Here is a 15,898-nt window from a genome sequence, read left to right on the forward strand (position 1 = left end):
GCAGTTCCGGACTCCGGGCGTGAGCACGAGCGGGAAGCGGTCCCCGGGTCGCGGGGACCGGGGACCGCTGCGGGGGAAGGATGCCTTTGCCCTGTTCCTGCCTGTGCGCCAAGAGGCGCGGTGGCGCTCCTATGGGAGTTACCGCCCGAGAGGCAGCCGGGCTGAAGCCTCCTTCCCGGCCTGTTAGGCGGCGCTGATTTGCTGTTGCTGGCCGGCTCCGGAGGAAACTTCGATCTTCCGGGGCTGGGCCTTCTCCGCCACCGGAATCCGGACCGTGAGGACACCGCCGTCGTAGCTTGCCTTCACCTTCTCTGTATCCAGTGCTTCACCCAAAAGCAGTTGCCGGCTGAACACACCGCGCGGGCGCTCGGAAGCAATCAGTTCGATGCCTTCTCCGAGGGTGTCCTTGCGCTCAGCCCGGATGGTCAGAACGTTCTGCTCGACATTTACATCGATAGACCCGGGTTCAACGCCCGGTAGATCAAGCGCGACCACAAACTCCTTGCCGTCACGCCAGGCGTCCATTGCCATCGCGGCGGGGCGGGCGGCCGTGCCCAACGCCTGCTGCGTCAACCTGTCGAGCTGCCGGAACGGATCGCTCATCATCAACATGACATACCTCCTCTGATCAGCAATTGACCGGATAGATCTATATCCGCTGATACAGATTTTTTAGCACCACGACCTAAGATTTGCAAGAGCCTTTGGTAGGGGAGGGAAACTGGCTTTGTGCCGGGACACCTGAGTTTCTGGCAGCACCGTGAGCGGCTCTAAAAAGAGGTCCAGACCTTGCCCCTGGTGCTTCCTGCCGGGGGCTTAACAACTGCCCGCAGCGCGCGTATCTTAAAGCTGTTCGATCCGATCCTGGCCCCGGGCCGTGTCGGCTGTGCGGGCTGGGCAGCAGACAGGAGGCAGCGTGATGAGCAATCTGATGCGGTGGTCCGGTGTCGATATCGCAGATCCCATCCGGCGGTTCCTTGAAGGGGAAGCAGGGTCTTGGCTGAGGGTAGAGGAATACCGTGACGGCGATTCCATGGTCGTCAAAGCGGAGGTTCCGGGCATTGATCCCAGCAAGGACGTTGATATCACCCTGACGGGGGATGAGTTGCGGATCAATGTCCGGCATGAGGAAAAGAGCGAGCACAAGGACAAGCGCGGATACCGCTCCGAGTTCCGGTACGGTACGTTCTCCCGGAGTGTGGCCCTGCCAGGGGCAGTCAGGGAAGAAGACATCCGCGCTTCCTACACCGATGGGATCCTCGAAGTCAGGGTCCCGGTGCCGGAGCAGCAGGAAAGCCCGTCGCGGAAGATTCCGATCACCCGTGGCGGGGACGCAGCCGGAACAAACCGCGGAACCAGTACCGGCGAAAGTGCTGCCGGTGGCAGCGGAACAGATGCCGGAGCCAATATCTAAACCGCAAGGTACTCAGTGGCTGAGGGCCTGTCCCGCTGCTGGCACCGGAAAGTCCACGGTGGACGGGCCCTTACCGCTGATGTTGCTCCTGCGTATGACATGGAGGAGGACCAGTGGCCATTGACTATGACGAGCCACGTGCAAAGGCCGATGACGAGGCGGCGCAGCCACTCGATGAGCTCAAGACAAACCAAGCCTCACCCGCAGCGGCAATCCTTGACGTGGATGAAGGCGATCTGGCCGACAGTTTCGAACTTCCCGGCGCTGACCTTTCCAGTGAAGAATTACTCGTCCATATCGTGCCCATCCAGGCCGACGAATTCACCTGCAGGTCCTGCTTCCTGGTCCACCACCGCAGCCAACTCGCCCGGGAAACGGAAGGAAACAAGTACTGCATCGAATGCGAAAGCTGAGCAGCCCGTGACGCTTCCCTGATCGAGGCGGAATGGTTGACGTAAGCGAAACCAATGGCTAAACCATGAACACAGCTCAGATATTCGGGAGGTGGATAGTGAGCGATTCAGCCACCCGCCAGGACAACCCTCGTGACGAGGCAAGAACACCGCTCAGGTCCTGGCCTAAAGTGCCGTGGCGGACCGAAGGCCTGCCCGACGAACCCGGGCAGGGGAAGAAAAAAGGCCGGTGGTGGCGCACCCTGCTGATCGTCGTTCTGTATCTGGCAGTATTCTCTGCCCTGTCAGTGCAGGACCAGCTGGGCAAACCCGTGTCCGTGTCCTACACCGAGTTCAAAGCACAGGTCCGGGAGAACAACATCGCGGAAGTCTTCGCCAAGGGCCAGACCATCGACGGGACCCTCCGGACCGAAAAGTCATTGCCCGGCAGCGACGGGAACAGTTACACCCGGTTCACGACTGAACGTCCCCTTTTCGCCGACGACAACCTGCTGAGCGAACTTGAACAAAACGGCGTCACTGTCCGCGCCACCCCGCTCGTGAGTGAACGCGGTGTCCTTGCCAACCTGCTGATCTCCATTGCCCCCATCGTGCTCCTGGTGCTGTTTTACCTGTGGCTGTTCAAAAAGCAGTCAGGCATGCTCGGCATGGGCGGCGGCTTCGGGGCAGGGAAAAAGTTCCAGCCCGTAGACCCCGACAAGGTCCGGGTGACCTTCAAGGACGTCGCCGGCATCGATGAAGTCGAAGCCGAAATTTCAGAGGTTGTCGATTACCTCAAAGACCCCCGGAAGTACCAGGCGATCGGGGCCAAGCCACCCAAAGGTGTCCTGCTCAGCGGCCCGCCGGGGACCGGCAAAACCCTGCTCGCCCGCGCCACTGCCGGTGAGGCCGGGGTCCCGTTCTTCCACGCCAGTTCCTCCGAATTTGTGGAAATGGTGGTCGGTGTCGGTGCCAGCCGGGTCCGGGAACTCTTCCAAGCGGCCCGCAATGCCGCCCCCTCCATTATCTTCATCGATGAAATCGACGCGATCGGCCGCAAGAGAAGCGGTTCCCTGACCGTGGGCGGGCACGATGAGCGGGAACAAACACTGAACCAGATCCTCACCGAGATGGACGGGTTCTCCTCATCAGAAGGCATCGTTGTCCTGGCAGCTACAAACCGTCCCGACGTCCTGGACCCGGCCCTGCTGCGGCCGGGCAGGTTCGACCGCTCCATTACCGTGCACGCCCCTGACCAGGCCGGCCGGCTGCAGATCCTGCGGGTCCACGCAGAAAACGTCCGGCTCGCCCCCGACGCAGACCTCGACACGGTCAGCCGCATCACCCCCGGCATGACAGGTGCGGAACTGGCCAACCTCGTCAACGAGGCCGCACTGCTCGCGGTGAAACGATCCCACCTAGCAGTCACCCAGCGCGACCTGCTCGACGCCCTCGAAAAGATCCAGCTCGGGACCGCCAGGAACGTCGTTATGCCCGAGGACGAACGCAGGCGCACCGCCTACCACGAATCCGGGCACGCCCTGCTGGGAATGCTTGAACCCGGCGCGGACCCGGTCCGGAAAATCTCTATCATCCCCCGAGGCCGCGCCCTCGGCGTCACCCTCTCCACCCCCGACACCGACCGGTACGGGTACGACGAAAACTACCTACGAGGCAGGATCGTTGGCGCACTGGGCGGCATGGCCGCCGAAGACCTTGTGTTCGGCGTCGTCACCACAGGCGCCGAAAGCGACCTGCAGACCAGCACCCATCTGGCCCGGATGATGGTGGGGCGTTGGGGCATGTCCAAACGCATCGGCCCTGTCCAGGTGCTACCGGAAGAAGGAGACCCACGCGCCGCGGGCGTATCCGAGGGCATGCTGGACACGGTGGCCGAAGAAGTACGCACGCTGGTGGACCAATGCCACCAACGCGCCCTCACGCTCCTCCAGGAAAACCGCTGGCGCCTGGACTCCCTCGCACAACGCGTCCTGGAAAAAGAAACCCTCGACGAACAGGAAATCTACGAAGCCGCAGGCCTGGACCGCTCCCCCAGCCACAAGGGAAAAGACGAGTACGAGAGGGTAAACCAAAACGCCGGGACAACCACTAAGTGACCAAGACCAGCTTTCCCCTCACCAAGCCATGTCCGAGTCTTGGCCGCAGGTCCCGGTGGTCGACCCGCCTGATCCGGCAATGAAGAATCACTATGGTCAACAGGAGGTAGATAATGAGCATTCGATCAGAGTCAGAATCGCCGCGGGAAGTACCGGAAGCGGATGCCCTTGAGCAGCAGATTCCCATCCTGCCGGTGGATTCTGATGATGCTGGCGTCATAAACCCGCTGCCTGATGATGCCCCCGAAGCCGATGCCATGGAACAGCGGGCAGACGCGCTGCCTAGTGCGAGTGCGAGGTCTGTAGGGATATCGGGTGTCTCTGAAGCGGACGCTGCGGAAGCAGACCTAATCGAACAAGCTTTGCTGTCCTCCTTCGACGACGAAGAGGACTACCCTGGAGGCCTCGAAGAGAACAACTAGAAGCCAGTACCACCGTCTCATTCCATGACCGCGACCAGTTGAAGAACACCCAAAGCTGACACACGGTCCTTTGCCTGGTCCTTGGTACAACTGGAATTGATCTACATTTGCACCTGAGGTCAGGTCCGCCCGCCCCACAGCCCGGGACAATTCTCATCGGATATCCACCGCTACTGCTCCCAGGGAGCTCCCCCAACTGCTCCCAATTCCAACCGTGGATAACCGAATTGACCCCAGCCATGGACGGGCGAGAGTCGCCACCAGTTCCGACCGCGCGATTACGCAAGCACGGGTTTGCCCGCCAGAGCAGGTTGACGGAATATCCGTTATCGGCGTTCAAAAGAGGCGGGGATATCGGCCAGGTGAGGACCGCTGCTCCACTGGGCCAAATGTCCAGCTCGTGCCGGAGCAGCGTTGCGTCCTCTGCACGCCTGATAGCCGTGAAAGTGTGCCGTCCGTTTAAGCCCGCAGGACCCGTGAACTCGAATTCGACCCTACGGCCCGGTTGGTAGGAGGTCACGACATAACGCACTGGACCATGCCCTCCAGCCGCTAGGGGCCGAGACCAGAGCCAGCTGATAGCGGGTGAGATTCGTTGCTGTGTCTCTTGTGCCAGCTGGGAGGCCACTCTACGTTGGAGACCAGCGGACATGATGTCCGCCCGCTGGTGTGCCGGTGCTTGCGGTGAGAAGAAGAAGTCGTATGGGGTGGCAGGCATGGCAACAGGCACGGTGAAGTGGTTTAACGCGGAAAAGGGCTTCGGTTTTATCGCCCCTGATGACGGGTCCGGGGATGTGTTTGCCCATTACTCCGCTATTGCTTCCAGCGGCTTCCGTTCGCTGGAGGAGAACCAGAAAGTCGAGTACGACGTCGTCCAAGGCCAGAAGAGTCCCCAGGCGGAAAACATCCGCCCTCTCTAAATCAAGCTAACTGCGGCAGAGCGACATACCGAGATGCAAACAGTGGAAGAAACCATCGACGTCGAGGTCCCAGTGCGGACCGCCTATGATCAGTGGACGCAGTTCGAGTCCTTCCCCAATTTCATGTCCGGGGTGGACTCCGTAGTCCAACTCACTGACCGGACGAACCACTGGGTGGTAAACATCGGCGGAGCCAGACGGGAATTCGACACTGAAATCATCGAACAACGTCCCGATGAGCGGATTGCCTGGCGCAGCACCGACGGACAGGCGCACGCCGGCGCCGTGACTTTCACACCGCTACAAACCGGAGCGACGCGAGTCTGGGTTCGCTTTGAATGGGCACCGGAAAGCTTCACGGAGAAGGCCGGGGCCGCGCTCGGGTTCGACAACATGCAGGTCAGGGCGGACTTGCGCCGCTTCAAGGAATTCATTGAGGCCAGGGGTACCGAAACCGGCGCTTGGCGCGGAGAGGTCCATTAGAGCCAACCAGGTTGGAATGCAGGCGTTGCCCCCGGGTATCCCCTGCGATGGAAACCATTGACTGTCGGCGAGGCTTTCACGGATGCTCTGCCGAACTGACTGCGCTTCGGCCCGGACACATCCTGCGAACCCCGTCCCTAAACCGGACCACGCAGCTGCCTCAGGTACTGCGGGTGGCTAGTGGGCTGCCTCGTACTGGGCCAGGATTTCCGTTCCGGCCGGGCCTCGGTGGTTGACCTTGATTGCCTGTTCCTGTTCCTGTGCCCATGCCCGGACCTGGGTGTTGGTGGGGCCGCTGCTCCTGGATGACCGCAGGTCGTCCTAGCTTTCATGGGCCGGCCCCCTGGTTGCGGTGGTCTCAACGGGATGTGTCCGACGGAAAAGTCGAGTACTCAGTACTCGTGCTTTCCTTCCTCCGCGCCCCTTAGCGTCGGATGAAGGCCCGCGAGGGTGCCTTTTTCGTTGCGTTTGTCTGTCAGGGGGGCAGGTTATGGGTACGAAACTGAGTGAGCGCCGGAGGCACCACAAGCCCGGGGTCGGTGGCAAAGGTAGCGGCACAGCGTCGTCCCGCCGGCAGTCATCGACCCCGTTTGCGGCCGCACCAGAGCCTTTATCATGACGCCAACCGACGGCCACGCTTTGCCGCTCCTTGACCCGGCCGTGCTGGAAACGCTGCGGGCAGACCTCGACCAGGATGAAGCTATTTGGAAAGTATTTGTTCAGAACTTCCTGGCCCAGCTGCAGCCCAGGGTCCAACAAATACGCCTCACCCTGACCACCGGAGACCCGGCTGGGGCCATGGACGCAGTCTTGAGCCTGAAGACCTCCAGCCAGATGATGGGAGCGGAACGACTAGCAGGCCTTGCCCTTGAACTGGAAGTGAAACTACGCGCCGAGGCCAGGGCAGATTCCGGCGGCGCCCTGCCTCGACTCGCGGCAGACCACCTCAGACCGATAAAGCAATGCGCCGAGCAGACGAGGCACCTTCTGGAGGCGCTCCTCCACAAATAGGCAGAAACTCGTTAGCCCACCGTCCCACTTGATGAAGGACCCCGACGCGCTTCTTCACGTCCAGGACCCATGCCATGACATGGTCAGTTCCAGCCGATGCCCGGAGCCTCCCTTGTTCAATGGACACCGTGTGGCTTCCTAGCTGAGGTTTGCGGTGGGTATGGGCTCCATGGCGGGGGCCGTGCCCCCGGTATCCGCCGTTGGCGCCGACGTCTCAACGGGATATGACGGCGGTGGGTCGCCCGCTGCAGGCTGGGTTGCCGGAGCGGGTGGCACTTGGATCGGTGCCGGGGCTGGTGCCCCTCCGTGGGCGCCTGGGATGCGGGCGCGACGGGCGTGTCGGTTGGCGCGTTCGTTCCCGTGGGGGCGGGAGTCTCGGAGGACGTTACCGGCGAACTGGAATTCCGTGTCGCGCTGGGGTCGGCCTTGATGATGGCGGTGATTTATTCCTTGTAGGCGGCGAGCTTGGCCTGAATTTCCGACTAACGTTTTGGAGCCCGCGGAAGTAGCGGTGGGACGCCCCGATGCCGTGCAGCAGCACAAAAACCGGACCCGCAGCGTCCGGGGAACCAGCCAGCGAATGCACGTGCGAGGTCAGGGAGCCGGTCGTGACGATCCTCGGGATCAGACCCCGCCGCAACCCGCGAAGCGCCACGGTCCTCGGCGCTGGTTTCACTGGTTGCAGCTTGTCGCTTTCGGCCGGCACCGTCCGGCGTCCTTTCAATGGGAAAAGTCAGGCCGCCACACGTCCGTGCCACGGCAGCGGGGCGGCGGGGCACCTTCGCGGAGTGTCACTCACAGTACGACGGTTGCCATCCCAAAACCAATTAGCAAGGGTACTTACTATTTATTAGTAAACATGCTTACTATTGCGTCAGTGCTGATGCGCATCAACGGCAACTGACCTGACGGAAAGAGAGCAATGATGACTGAAAATCAGTGGACCAACGTTTCGGGGTCCTCCTCGCAGGACACCGAGATCATGACGGTGGGAACAACCCCGGCCGCTGCCCCGGCATCCGAGGACGGCCCCGGCTCCCGGAAGCAGGCCGTGAAGGAAGAAGCATCGAACGTCGCCGGACATGCCGCCGGCGCCGCACAGGGCGTTGCCCAGACCGCGAAGGAAGAGGTCTCCAACGTCGCCTCCGAGGCGAAGTCCAGCGCGAAGGATCTCCTATCCCAGGCGAAGTCGGGCCTGTCCAGCCAGGCGGGAAGCCAGCAGCAGAAGGCTGCCGAGGGTATCCGGACGCTTTCCAGCCAGCTGCAGACCATGGCCGAGGCGCCCGAGCAGCAGGGCATCGCGAGTGACCTGATCCGTCAGGCGGCCCAGCGCAGCGAATCCGTGGCTTCGTGGATCGAGAACAAGGAGCCCGGCGACCTGCTCGGCGACGTCCAAAGGTTCGCCCGCAACCGCCCCGGGACCTTCCTGTTGCTGGCAGCAGGGGCTGGCATCCTCGTGGGCCGGCTCGGCCGCGGCCTCCAGGCAGGAGCCCCGGCATCCCAGGGTTCCTCTGCCCCGCAGACCCTCACTTCAGGGCAGAGCCCGCGGACGGTGGGAGCCCCGGTCCGGACCGAGGCCGTGCTTGCTTCCGGCAGCGCCACCGATCTCTACGAAGAACCCGTCGTAGCCGGCGCTCCGGCATCTACCTCGGCCCTGCCCTCGGGCACAGCCGAAGACACCGAAGACACTCCCTTGCGGTTTGAGGATGACCCCTACCAGTCAAAGGAAGGACGCCACCTGTGAGCAGTTCTATTCCGGAGCCTCCCCCGAGCGAAGCGCACCTCAAGGCGGACAACACCTCCCTCGGTGACCTGCTCGGTGATGTCACCCGCGACCTGTCCACGCTGATGCGCCAGGAAGTGGAACTCGCCAAGGCAGAGGCCAAGCAATCGGCTACGAAGGCTGGCAAGGGTGCGGGCATGCTCGCCGGCGCCGGCGTGGCCGGGCACTTCGTCCTGCTGTTCCTGTCCCTGGCGCTGATGTTCGCCCTCGGTGCGCTGATGCCGCTGGGCTTGGCCGCCGTGATTGTCGCCGTGATCTGGGGCATCATCGCCGCGGTCCTGGCCTCGATCGGCCGCAAGGAACTCAAACAAATCAAGGGCCTGCCCCAGACCGGCGAAACACTTTCCGAGATTCCCCCAACTCTGAAACCAGGTGAGGTAAACCCATGAGCGATAACCCGGATGCAATCCGTCAGGAAATAGAAGAGACCCGTGCACGCCTGGGCACTAACGTTGACGCAGTCGCCGACAAGGTCACCCCGGCCAATGTCGTGCAGCGCCAGACCGATAAGGTCAAGGGCAGCGTCAAGGACGCCGTGACCGGGGTCCGGGAGAAGGTGATGGGAGTCGCGGATTCCGCCACGTCCACAGTCCAGGACAAAGTATCCACTGTTCAGGACAAGGTCTCCTCGGGTACCAGCAGCACCGGCGCCCTGCACTCCACCGGGGAAAGCTTGCACGGGGCCAAGGACACCGTCACGGCCAAACTCTCCGATGCCGGGACCGCAATCTCCCACGCGCCGGCACAGGTGAAAGCTCAGGCCCAAGGCAATCCCTTGGCAGCGGGCCTGATCGCGTTCGGCGCCGGGATGCTTATCTCGTCCCTGATCCCGGCCAGCACCAAGGAACGCGAAGCGGCCCAGCAGCTCAAAACCGCAGCCGAGCCGCTGGCCGGCAAGGTCAGCGAGGCTGCCAAGGATGTGGTCCAGGACCTGAAGGAACCGGCCCAGGAAGCGATGGACAACGTCAAGTCCACCGCCACCGACGCTGCGCAGAATGTCAAAGCCGAAGGCCAAGGCGCCGTCACCGACGTCAAAGACCGCGCCGCAGACGCCAAGGACAACGTCCAGAACACGTGAGTGGCCAGGACAGGGTCCCGAAGCGGCCCCGCGACCCCGCGGGGCCGGCTCCGGACCTGGACCACCGACCACTTCCGGGCGGGCCCCGGCACATGACATCAGGTCCGGGCCCGGACCAGTGGGCCACCCACCAGCTCGTCAGCATCGCAGCCCGACTCATGGAACGCCGGCTTAACCGGCGGCTGGCCACGCTCAAACTGACCACCGGAGCGCTGGACGCGCTGGAGACAACGGCAGCCCTTGAACCCACTACAGTCACCGATCTCGCGGCAACGCTCTGCGTGAGCAGACAAAGCATGGGCAAAGTCATCCGGCGGCTTCAAAGCCTGGGGTTACTGACCAAGGAACCGGCCAGGGACGGCAGGAGCGCGGACATCCGCCTCACTCCGGAAGGACATCACGTCCTTTCTGCCGCTGAGGACCTCATCCGTGAGGGGACGGAAGCTGAAGGAGCAGAGGAGGCGCTGTTCCGCCGCCAGCTGGAGGAACACATCCGCGATCTCAGGAACGCCGAGCCCAACACACCATGACACGGCATCCGGCCGGCGACCGGCCAGCACAGCCCGCCCCAGTCGCCGGCCACCGGCAGGAACCGCGAAAGACACATCTGAACGGAGCAGGAGCACCCATATGGTTACAACGAACCGAACTGCCGGACCCAAAACAACCCTTCAAAAAGCAGCCCAGGCAGTAGGGGCGGTCTTCCTGCTCGTCGGAGTGCTCGGGTTCATCCCCGGCATCACCAGTAATTACGAAGCCCTCTCCTTCGCCGGACACGGCTCTGAAGCGCTCCTGCTGGGGATCTTCCAGGTCTCGATCCTGCACAACATCGTGCACCTGCTCTTCGGCGTCGCGGGCATCCTGATGTCCGGCACCAACACACAGGCCCGCCGCTATCTGCTCTACGGCGGTGTTATCTACCTCATCCTCTGGCTCTACGGAACCATCATCGGTCATGACACCCCCGCCAACTTCGTGCCCGTCAACACCGCGGACAACTGGCTGCACTTCGTCCTGGGCATCGGCATGATCGCCCTGGCCATCCTGCTCTCCTGCAGCACCACAGGCACCGACGGTGCGGCACGCCACTAACCCCGCCTGGGAAGATTCCAAAGAATCCCCCGGACTTACCCCCCAAAAAATACCGTTCCATCCAGCACGAAAAGGAAAAACACCATGCTCAGCACTGAAAACCTTTCTGCACTCGCCACCGGTGGCGGCAACGTCATCGGCTCCGACGGAACCAAAATCGGGTCCATCGGACAGATCTACGCCGACGACGACACCTCGGAACCCACCTGGGTCACCGTCAAGACCGGGCTTTTCGGGACCTCAGAGTCCTTCGTCCCGCTGGACGCCGCTACCCAGGACGGCAACGACATCGTCGTCCCCTACACCAAGGACAAGGTCAAGGACGCACCCCGCGTCGCCCCTGACGGCCACCTGGAACCCGAAGAAGAAGACCAGCTCTACACCTACTACGAACGCTCCGGCGGCGCTGCCTACACCGGCACGGCAGCCGGCACGGACCGGACCACCACCGACCGGGACACCACCGACGACGCTTCGGCACAGGGAACCGTTGGCCGTGACACCTCCGGTCCGACCACCGATGACGCGATGACCCGCTCCGAAGAGCAGCTCCACGTCGGCACCGAAAAGCAGGCCGCCGGCCGGGCACGGCTGCGCAAGTACGTTGTGACCGAGAACGTCACCAAGACCGTCCCGGTCCAGCGTGAAGAGGTCCGCCTCGAACGCGAACCCATCACAGACGCCAACCGTGGCGCCGCCCTGGACGGTCCCGCGATCAGCGAAGAAGAGCACGAAGTGATCCTCCACGAGGAACGCCCCGTCGTGGAAAAAGAAACCGTCCCCGTCGAACGCGTCCGCCTCGACAAGGAAACCGTGACCGAAGAGCACACCGTCAACGAGGAAGTCCGCAAGGAAAACATCGAACTCGACGACGACGGCCGCACCAACCGCTAAGACCCACCCCGCCGGGACCTCCGGGCCCGGCTGAACACTGCGGGTGGTCCGCCCTCCACCACTGGAGGGCGGACTGCCCGCTTTTTCGGCTGTTCCAGATTCGAGGTACGGAGCGGTCCTGTCCGAATCCAGCTCCACCTTCATCGCCGAGGGCATGAGCACCGAAATCACTTACGACCTGCCCGCCTGCAGAGAAGGTCCTCATCGCGCAGTGTTTACCCCGGAAGCATAGGAGCCCCGCGGTGGCATCCGCTCTTGCCCGGCAGCTGCTCCCGCGCCCCCGAGGCGGACCATCAGCGGGTAGTGCATCCTGCCCTGTGCAGTAAACGGGACCCACAGCGGGAGCCCCCTGAGATTCGTAGGCCCGCCGCGGCATGGACCGGGAATCAAAATCCGAGAACCATGAACATCAGCGGGATCATCCTCTCCTCCCCGGGCGTCTCCAGCCTTTAAGTTGCCCTTGATCGTGTTCTTGGAAATTACCGCGCCGGCACTGGTCCGCTCCGGCAGGTGGGTGGCTACGATGGAAGTGCCAGCCTCGCGCGGGTTCCCCGCGCGGGGGGTCCGACCGAAGGGATAACACCATGGGTTTGGGAGATAAGGCCCGCAATGCGGCTGAAAAGCTGGGCGGCAAGGGCAAGGCAACTGCTGGGGAAGCCAGCGGCGATGACCGTCTGAAGGCCGAAGGCAAGTCCGATCAGGCGACGTCTGATCTGAAGCAGGCCGGCGAGAAAATCAAGGACGTCTTCAAGAAAAAGGACTAGGAACCAGGACACCGGCTTCCGGAACGAAACGGCGGAACCGGTCCGCGCCGCGGCTTACAGCATGCCGCACAAAGGGCCGAGCCACGGCGTGCGACCAGCGGGCCCGTCCTCCGCTGCCGGAAGCACGGTCCCTACCGGTTCCCACTAAACCTGCGTGGCGACAGCGGATGCGCTCCCCGGACGGGAAGTGGGCCCGCTGGCATTAATCCATTGGAGGATGTCCCATGGCCACGAATGAAGCCCCCGATACCAGCACGGCGAAGGCGTCCACAGCGCCGGCGGCGGATGATGAACGCAAGCCTGACAGCCCCACTGATTTGTCCAAGCCGTCCTGGATGTACATTGCCAAGAAGGCGTTCCGGGAGTTCAGCCGCGATCAGTGCCCCGACCTCGCCGCCGGCCTGACCTACTACGGTGTCCTGTCGATGTTCCCGGCATTGCTCGCTTTGGTTTCGCTCCTGGGGATCTTCGGCCAGCCGGAAAAAACTACCGGCGCGCTCCTGGAGATCGTGCAGGGCATCGCACCTGGCACCGCCATGGACGCGGTCCGCGGCCCCATCGAGGAACTGACCAATTCCCCGGCAGCCGGCTTCACCCTGATCATAGGCCTCGCGACCGCCCTGTGGTCCGCTTCCGGCTATGTGAACGGGTTCGGCCGGGCCATGAACCGCGTCTACGAAATCGACGAAGGCCGCGGCTTCATCAAGCTGCGCGGGACCATGCTCGGCGTGACCCTGCTGTCCGTGGTCATCGTGGCACTGCTCGCGGCAATGCTGGTACTCAGCGGACCGGTGGCCGAAGCCGTGGGCGGGGTTCTCGGACTCGGCGGGCTGTTCCTTACCATCTGGAACATCACCAAATGGCCGGTCATCGTCTTGCTCGTCATTGTGATCATCGCAATCCTCTACTACGCCACCCCCAACGTCCGGCAGCCCAAGATCCACTGGATGAGCGTCGGCTCCTTCATCGCTCTGCTGATCTTCGTGCTCGCTTCACTGGGATTTGCCTTCTACGTGGCCAACTTCGGCAACTACAACAAGACCTACGGGGCAATCGGCGGCGTGATCGTGATGCTCCTGTGGCTCTGGCTCCTGAACATGTCTTTGCTGTTTGGTGCCGAGGTCGACGCCGAGATGGAGCGCGGCCGGCAGCTCCAGGCAGGCATCAAAGCGGAGGAAACCATCCAACTGCCCCCGCGCGACACGAAGAAGAGCGACAAAATCCAAAAGCAGGAGGAGGAAGAAATCCGGCGCGGGCGTGAACTCCGCGAGCAGCAGCCAGGCCAGGACTCGGGACAGCGATAGTGACGGGACAAGGACCAAACCAGCCCCGCAAGAACCCGGGACGATGAGCGCCGAATCTCCGCCGCAGCCGGGCAGGGGATGCCCGGTTATGGCGGCCAGTTCACTTGCCACAGGGCCCGGTTCCCCAAGGTGGCCCAGCAAGGCCACTCCCACCGAAATCAGAAACACCCGAATCAATCAAGCAAGGAGAAACCAGCCATGTTCAGCAGGGAAAACATTGACAGTGTCCTCAACGCCGGCGGGAACGTCGTAGCTGGTGACGGGGACAAGATCGGTTCCATCGGCCAGGTCTACGTCGATGACGACAGCGGCAACCCGTCCTGGGTTACGGTCAAAACCGGGCTGTTTGGAACCTCCGAATCCTTCGTACCTTTGGAAGAGGCACGAAAGGAAGGCAACGACATCGTCGTCCCCTACACCAAAGACCAGGTCAAGGACGCCCCCCGCGTCGCCGAGGACGGACACCTGGAACCTTCCGAAGAAGACCGCCTCTACACTCACTACGGACTTACCGGCAGGGGCACCACCTACACCGACACTGACACCACCCGGCGGACAGACACCTACGAAACCACCGGCACAGGAGGCGACACCTCCCGGACCGGGACCGATGATGCGATGACCCGCTCAGAAGAGCGAGTGAACGTCGGCACCGAGAAGCAGGAAGCCGGCCGGGCCAGGCTGCGCAAGTACGTCACCACCGAAAACGTCACCCAAACCGTGCCCGTGCAGCGCGAAGAAGCCCGGCTCGAACGCGAACCCATCACCGAGGCCAACCGTGACGCGGCCATGTCCGGGCCGGACCTGACCGAAGACGAACACGAGGTCACCCTCCACGAAGAACGCCCCGTCGTGGAAAAGGAGACCGTCCCGGTCGAACGCGTCCGCCTGGACAAAGACACCGTCACCGACGAGGTCACCGTCGACGAGGAAGTCCGCAAGGAAAACATCGACACCGACACCACGGGCGACACCGGCCAGACCCGCCGCTAACCCAACCGGTCCAGGAACACTATCGGCGGGGTCCACTGCAGCGGACCCCGCCGAACAACCCGCCAGGCGAAAGCGCGGACGGGTCACCGTGCGGAAAATTCAGCGGACAGGGGTCAGGGGTGGGCATCCTCTACCGAGGCCCCGGACGCGAGCGTGCTCGGGGCAGGCACACCGGCGCTCCCCTGGCCGAGCTCCCCGGCACTGTCCCCTGCAACCGGCTCGGTTGCCTGGGCCGCTTGCTCGCCGGTGCCCGCGAGGAGCCCCCGGAGAGCAACCCCGGCGGTTGCGAGGGCGGCCACCGCACCCAGCACCAACCACATTCTCCGTTGACCCTGGCTCACCTGTTCTACCGGCGGGACAACAACGACGCGGGCCTTGCGGGGTGCCTCAGGTGCAACCCGGCCCAGTCCCTGCAGCGGGGGCCTCACCCGGTCCACCCCAACCCCCAGGTTCCCGGCCAATCGCCGCAACCGGGCCTGAGCCCGGGGCGAGGCCGCCTCCCGGCCCGTGTCCAGGCCGGACACCGCCCGCTGCAACGCTGCCACCACCCCGGGGGTGGCCCACTCCTTCCCCCGCCCCGCCCGCGATGCCAGGTTTCCCTGAAGACGGCGGGCCCTGGCGGAACGGTCCATGCGGTCCGGTGTGCGCTTTGACGTGTACACGGCTACCTCCCGAAAAGTGGACGAAGTGTCAGCCAAGCCTACGACCCCTAAACCCATCCCGGAACAGGGAAATCCCGATTAAAACCCCCCGCTTTCAATCAGGCGTGAAAGGGGGGCAGCGGCCGGGGACGGGCATCCTTGGGAGCCCCTTTTCCTAGTGGGTCCCGGCAGGGTGCAGGTCATCCGGCAGAAGTGGACGCATGAAGGTCCGGTCATACCGGCTCACACCCGGAAGCGTCAAGGATGCGATGAAGTCAGGATCCACTCCAAAGAGCCGGCGGTACTGCTCATAGGCAGCCAGCGACAGAAAGGTAAACAAGGCAAGTGCCTAATCGCCGGCACCCTCACCCGGCAGGAAATATCCATGATTCTGCCCACCGCGACGGTCAACCAGCCCTATACAGGCTGCACGGCGAAGGCTTGTAGTGCACGACGCAGGTAATCATTGGTGCGCCTGGCGGCCATGATTTCGGGAGCAGGCATTCGCCGCTCGTATCGCGGCAATCGAGTGGTTAGCAGGCCGGGAAACGAGTAAGGCATGTTGACGGTCTCGCGCCTAAACTTGAGCA

The 15,898-nt window shown here is 63.1% G+C and carries 20 protein-coding genes; 16 read left to right on the forward strand and 4 right to left on the reverse strand.

The features are described from left to right. Nucleotides 1–183 precede the first annotated feature (183 nt). Complete coding sequence (locus M1D32_RS16825; RefSeq protein ID WP_458779756.1) at nucleotides 184–612, reverse strand: Hsp20/alpha crystallin family protein; 429 nt, start codon at nucleotides 610–612, stop codon at nucleotides 184–186. A gap of 307 nt (nucleotides 613–919) precedes the next feature. On the opposite strand from M1D32_RS16825, the gene M1D32_RS16830 reads away from it, so the two are divergent. The 6 genes from M1D32_RS16830 (at nucleotide 920) to M1D32_RS16855 (ending at nucleotide 5,748) form a co-directional block, all read left to right on the forward strand. Beyond that, the gene (locus tag M1D32_RS16830) at nucleotides 920–1,414 is read left to right on the forward strand and encodes an Hsp20/alpha crystallin family protein (protein WP_458779757.1); all 495 of its coding nucleotides are present in this window, start codon (nucleotides 920–922) and stop codon (nucleotides 1,412–1,414) included. A 113-nt stretch (nucleotides 1,415–1,527) separates the two neighbouring features. Continuing rightward, nucleotides 1,528–1,827: a DUF4193 domain-containing protein gene (locus M1D32_RS16835; protein ID WP_458779758.1), complete on the forward strand. Its 300-nt coding sequence runs from the start codon at nucleotides 1,528–1,530 to the stop codon at nucleotides 1,825–1,827. 98 nt (nucleotides 1,828–1,925) lie between these two features. Then, the gene (gene ftsH, locus M1D32_RS16840) at nucleotides 1,926–3,923 is read left to right on the forward strand and encodes an ATP-dependent zinc metalloprotease FtsH (protein ID WP_458779759.1); all 1,998 of its coding nucleotides are present in this window, start codon (nucleotides 1,926–1,928) and stop codon (nucleotides 3,921–3,923) included. Between the two features lie 113 nt (nucleotides 3,924–4,036). After that, complete coding sequence (locus M1D32_RS16845; RefSeq protein WP_458779760.1) at nucleotides 4,037–4,345, forward strand: hypothetical protein; 309 nt, start codon at nucleotides 4,037–4,039, stop codon at nucleotides 4,343–4,345. Between the two features lie 716 nt (nucleotides 4,346–5,061). After that, nucleotides 5,062–5,265 carry a cold-shock protein gene (locus M1D32_RS16850; protein ID WP_458782218.1) on the forward strand — a complete coding sequence of 68 codons (204 nt, stop codon included), beginning with the start codon at nucleotides 5,062–5,064 and terminating at the stop codon, nucleotides 5,263–5,265. Nucleotides 5,266–5,298: 33 nt separating this feature from the next. Beyond that, entirely contained in the window at nucleotides 5,299–5,748 is a 450-nt protein-coding gene (locus tag M1D32_RS16855) for an SRPBCC family protein (protein WP_458779761.1), read from the forward strand. Between the two features lie 177 nt (nucleotides 5,749–5,925). On the opposite strand, the gene M1D32_RS16860 is transcribed toward M1D32_RS16855, so the two are convergent. After that, nucleotides 5,926–6,063, reverse strand: coding sequence for an Lsr2 family DNA-binding protein (locus M1D32_RS16860; RefSeq protein ID WP_458782219.1), 138 nt, complete (start codon nucleotides 6,061–6,063; stop codon nucleotides 5,926–5,928). A 300-nt stretch (nucleotides 6,064–6,363) separates the two neighbouring features. On the opposite strand from M1D32_RS16860, the gene M1D32_RS16865 reads away from it, so the two are divergent. The 10 genes from M1D32_RS16865 (at nucleotide 6,364) to M1D32_RS16910 (ending at nucleotide 14,667) form a co-directional block, all read left to right on the forward strand. Beyond that, nucleotides 6,364–6,759: an Hpt domain-containing protein gene (locus tag M1D32_RS16865; RefSeq protein WP_458779762.1), complete on the forward strand. Its 396-nt coding sequence runs from the start codon at nucleotides 6,364–6,366 to the stop codon at nucleotides 6,757–6,759. Nucleotides 6,760–7,681: 922 nt separating this feature from the next. Next, nucleotides 7,682–8,503, forward strand: coding sequence for a hypothetical protein (locus M1D32_RS16870; protein WP_458779763.1), 822 nt, complete (start codon nucleotides 7,682–7,684; stop codon nucleotides 8,501–8,503). Beyond that, a complete protein-coding gene (locus M1D32_RS16875; protein WP_458779764.1) occupies nucleotides 8,500–8,931 on the forward strand; it encodes a phage holin family protein in 432 nt (143 codons plus the stop codon). Before M1D32_RS16870 ends, M1D32_RS16875 begins: the two co-directional genes overlap by 4 nt. Continuing rightward, entirely contained in the window at nucleotides 8,928–9,620 is a 693-nt protein-coding gene (locus tag M1D32_RS16880) for a DUF3618 domain-containing protein (protein WP_458779765.1), read from the forward strand. The genes M1D32_RS16875 and M1D32_RS16880 overlap by 4 nt, the downstream gene beginning before the upstream one ends. A gap of 92 nt (nucleotides 9,621–9,712) precedes the next feature. Next, entirely contained in the window at nucleotides 9,713–10,150 is a 438-nt protein-coding gene (locus M1D32_RS16885) for a MarR family winged helix-turn-helix transcriptional regulator (RefSeq protein WP_458779766.1), read from the forward strand. A 100-nt stretch (nucleotides 10,151–10,250) separates the two neighbouring features. Beyond that, entirely contained in the window at nucleotides 10,251–10,712 is a 462-nt protein-coding gene (locus M1D32_RS16890) for a DUF4383 domain-containing protein (protein WP_458779767.1), read from the forward strand. An 84-nt stretch (nucleotides 10,713–10,796) separates the two neighbouring features. Next, a complete protein-coding gene (locus M1D32_RS16895) occupies nucleotides 10,797–11,606 on the forward strand; it encodes a DUF2382 domain-containing protein (protein WP_458779768.1) in 810 nt (269 codons plus the stop codon). Between the two features lie 584 nt (nucleotides 11,607–12,190). Further along, nucleotides 12,191–12,370 carry a CsbD family protein gene (locus tag M1D32_RS16900; protein WP_458779769.1) on the forward strand — a complete coding sequence of 60 codons (180 nt, stop codon included), beginning with the start codon at nucleotides 12,191–12,193 and terminating at the stop codon, nucleotides 12,368–12,370. Between the two features lie 224 nt (nucleotides 12,371–12,594). Next, on the forward strand, nucleotides 12,595–13,674 hold the full coding sequence (locus M1D32_RS16905) for a YihY/virulence factor BrkB family protein (protein ID WP_458779770.1): 1,080 nt from the start codon (nucleotides 12,595–12,597) through the stop codon (nucleotides 13,672–13,674). Between the two features lie 198 nt (nucleotides 13,675–13,872). Next, entirely contained in the window at nucleotides 13,873–14,667 is a 795-nt protein-coding gene (locus tag M1D32_RS16910) for a DUF2382 domain-containing protein (RefSeq protein ID WP_458779771.1), read from the forward strand. A 113-nt stretch (nucleotides 14,668–14,780) separates the two neighbouring features. Here the strand turns inward: M1D32_RS16910 and M1D32_RS16915 are convergent, their stop codons facing one another. Both M1D32_RS16915 and M1D32_RS16920 read right to left on the reverse strand, forming a co-directional pair. After that, the gene (locus M1D32_RS16915; protein WP_458779772.1) at nucleotides 14,781–15,365 is read right to left on the reverse strand and encodes a hypothetical protein; all 585 of its coding nucleotides are present in this window, start codon (nucleotides 15,363–15,365) and stop codon (nucleotides 14,781–14,783) included. 118 nt (nucleotides 15,366–15,483) lie between these two features. Beyond that, nucleotides 15,484–15,648, reverse strand: coding sequence for a hypothetical protein (locus tag M1D32_RS16920; RefSeq protein ID WP_458779773.1), 165 nt, complete (start codon nucleotides 15,646–15,648; stop codon nucleotides 15,484–15,486). Nucleotides 15,649–15,898: the final 250 nt, after the last annotated feature.

The organism is Arthrobacter sp. D3-16, assembly GCF_054408515.1.